Origin of the sequence: Vibrio fujianensis (assembly GCF_002749895.1) — a bacterium.
Lineage (GTDB): Bacteria > Pseudomonadota > Gammaproteobacteria > Enterobacterales > Vibrionaceae > Vibrio > Vibrio fujianensis.
The window spans coordinates 1-2,752 of sequence record NZ_NBUS01000017.1 but is presented as its reverse complement, the minus strand read 5'-3'; the positions used below and the strand labels follow the sequence as shown (position 1 = coordinate 2,752).

At 38.7% G+C, this 2,752-nt stretch carries 4 protein-coding genes; all 4 read left to right on the top strand.

Translation table 11 applies throughout. From position 1 onward, the window contains the following. The first annotated feature begins 588 nt into the window (after positions 1-588). The 4 genes from B7C60_RS00355 to B7C60_RS00330 all read left to right on the top strand — a co-directional run bounded on the left by B7C60_RS00355 (position 589) and on the right by B7C60_RS00330 (position 2,673). Positions 589-876, top strand: coding sequence for an antibiotic biosynthesis monooxygenase family protein (locus tag B7C60_RS00355; protein WP_099609967.1), 288 nt, complete (start codon positions 589-591; stop codon positions 874-876). Between the two features lie 162 nt (positions 877-1,038). After that, a complete protein-coding gene (locus B7C60_RS00345) occupies positions 1,039-1,455 on the top strand; it encodes a GNAT family N-acetyltransferase (protein WP_069213633.1) in 417 nt (138 codons plus the stop codon). Between the two features lie 150 nt (positions 1,456-1,605). Next, the gene (locus B7C60_RS00335; protein WP_099609965.1) at positions 1,606-1,986 is read left to right on the top strand and encodes an MmcQ/YjbR family DNA-binding protein; all 381 of its coding nucleotides are present in this window, start codon (positions 1,606-1,608) and stop codon (positions 1,984-1,986) included. A gap of 195 nt (positions 1,987-2,181) precedes the next feature. After that, a complete protein-coding gene (locus B7C60_RS00330) occupies positions 2,182-2,673 on the top strand; it encodes a hypothetical protein (RefSeq protein ID WP_099609964.1) in 492 nt (163 codons plus the stop codon). Positions 2,674-2,752: the final 79 nt, after the last annotated feature.

Genomic DNA, 2,752 nt, shown 5'->3' with positions numbered 1-2,752 from the left:
TACAATGCGTTGGTTGTCAGTGGTTACGGTGTTATGCGGTAAGTTAGTAGTAGCGTTGGCTGCCCCTTAAGCGGGCGTTATATTTCTCTTAAATTCAACGTGCTACAAATTTAAAAGTTAAGTGGTAATGTGAGTGTTTTGCTGGTTGATGATTTCTGGTTGCCGATAGCTCTTGGTTTGATCATGTATATCAATGACTAACAAATATTATCGTTTAATCACATTTGGTAGTTATTCCGATTGGGTTAACATTAATTTCTTTTTTATCTAATATTTGTTATTAAAATCAATGAGTAAGCTTGATTCGATTTCAAAATTAATTGTTTTTTTTGTATCGAAAGTTAGCTCAACTTACGTTAAGCGTTTGATGTTATTTACTATTCTTAAAGGTTGTTTGGTGTTTCAGTGGCTGTATGGAACTGAAATATAACAAACAATTCAAGCAGACCCTCAACGCGTGGCATTTTCGTTTTGCGTTGAGTTTAGTGATTACGGTGTAATGCGGGAAGTTGGTAGTTGCGTTTCGGGCTACTTAATTGGGCGTTATGTGCCTAATAGTTTTCAACGTCTATATTACAAGGAAATCATATGTTTAGAGTCATATATGAGTGGCGAGTGCCAACTAATAAAATGGATGAATTTCAAAAGGTTTGGAGTTCTACAACTGACTCTATTCATGAGGGTGCTCTCGGCAGTTTTATGCTTCATTCCTTTGATAAACCTGAAAAGGTACTAACGATTGCTAAGTGGCGCTCTCGACAAGATTGGCAGTTATTTTGGGAAAATAGTAATCCTGAAAAAATGCAGAAAATGCGTGAAATCGCTGAACGAATTTCGGTGGAATCGTTCGACGAAATAGAAGATCGGAGTAAATAATGACCCCGGCACATAACAAACAATTCAAGCAGACCCTCAACGCGTGGCATTTTCGTTTTGCGTTAAGTTTAGTGATTACGGTGCTGTGCGGAAAGTTGGTAGTTGCGTTTCGGGCTACTTAATTGGGCGTTAGCAGTTCCAGTAATATTTAACAGGTACATCATGAAAATAGATATAACAACTGAACCAAAACAATCTGACATTGATGAGATTCGTTTAGGTTTACGTAAGCATAATACGCCTTTTCTCAAAGACATTTACCATACAGAGTTTGCTTGTTATTCGCATGATGATCATGGGAAAAAATTAGGTGGTTTAGTCGGTGAAATTTGGGGCCAGTGGCTGCTCGTGAAATTTCTTTGGGTAGATAGTGAACATTCAAGTAAAGGCTTGGGAAGACAATTATTAAATGAGGCCGAAGAATTTGCTCGTAGCAAAGGTTGTTTATCAAGTTTCTTAGACACTTTTAGTTTTCAAGCGAAACCATTTTATGAAAAATGCGGTTATGTTGAGCAGATGACTTTAAATGACTTTCCGGTAATAAAAAGTATGCGTCATTACATGGTAAAGCCTCTTTGAGTACACTGCTAACAAACGCTTCAAGAGGGACTTCCAACGCGTGGCATTTTTATTATGCGTTGGTTTTTGTGGTTACGGTGTTATGCGGAAACTTGGTAGTAGCGTTGTCAGCCCCTTAAGCGGGCGTTATGTGCTTCAAGGATGAACAATATGAATTACGATGAATTTAATGAATTTTGCGGCTCTTTCCCCGCTACTAGTCATGTTGTTCAATGGGGCAATTCTGATGTATGGAAAGTAGGCGATAAGGTATTTGCGGTCGAAGGTTGGGGCTCTGATGGGAAATCGGCATTTACTTTTAAGGTGTCAGACCTGAACTTTGATTTTCTGAGTAATTGTGATGGTTACAGGCCAGCACCATATTTTGCTAATCGAGGAATGAAATGGATTCAGAAAACTGAAACGGGAAGTCGCCTTGATGATGAGTTACGTTATTATCTATCTGAATCCTATAGAATTGTTTCAAGTGGTTTAAGTAAAAAGAAGCAGGCTGAGTTAGGGATTCTTTGTCAATCTGAAACACGCACATAACAAAGCGTTCAAGAGGGATTCGCAACGCGTAGCATTTTCGTTATGCGTTGATTTTATTGATTTTTAGTGCAATGCGGTGAGTTGGTAGTTGCGTTACTCACCCCTTAACGCGGCGTTAGGTTTTTATTGTGACTTGGTGCAAGCTTCAAAAAGATATATTAATCTTGTTGCTTATTCGTAATAAGGAGGTTGTGTGTGAGCAGTTTAATTGGTTTAGTTTTGGGGTTTGTATTGGTAATGCCATCGGTTATGCTACTTCATGAGTTAGGGCATGCAACTCCTCAATTATTGACAGGTCATGCGGTAGAAATTCGATTGGGAAGTGGAAGTAATGCTAAGGAATTTCGGGTTGGTAAATTAAAGCTCCTAATCACACCTTTGTCGATGAATGTTGGCTTTGCTTCAATAGAAAGAGATGTGAGCAAAAATTTACAAGCAGTCTCGTTGTTAATGGGTCCTGTTGTATCTCTAATTTTATGTATCGGCTTATATCTGCTTAGCCGCTATCAATTACCGTACCTAGCTCAATTTTTGGTAAATTTTGGGCTGTACTATTCACTGTTTCAATTTTTATGTACATCAATACCAATATACTATCCAAGCTACTTTGGTGCGTATGAAGGGATGCCCAGTGATGGTAGGCAATTGCTGGAGTTACTTGGTGTAATGAAAGGTCAAGTGGCATAAACCTAACAAAGCATTTAAGAGTGATTCGCAACGCTTGGCATTTTCGCTTCGCTCAAGTATAGCCAAGCGCCGCTCACAC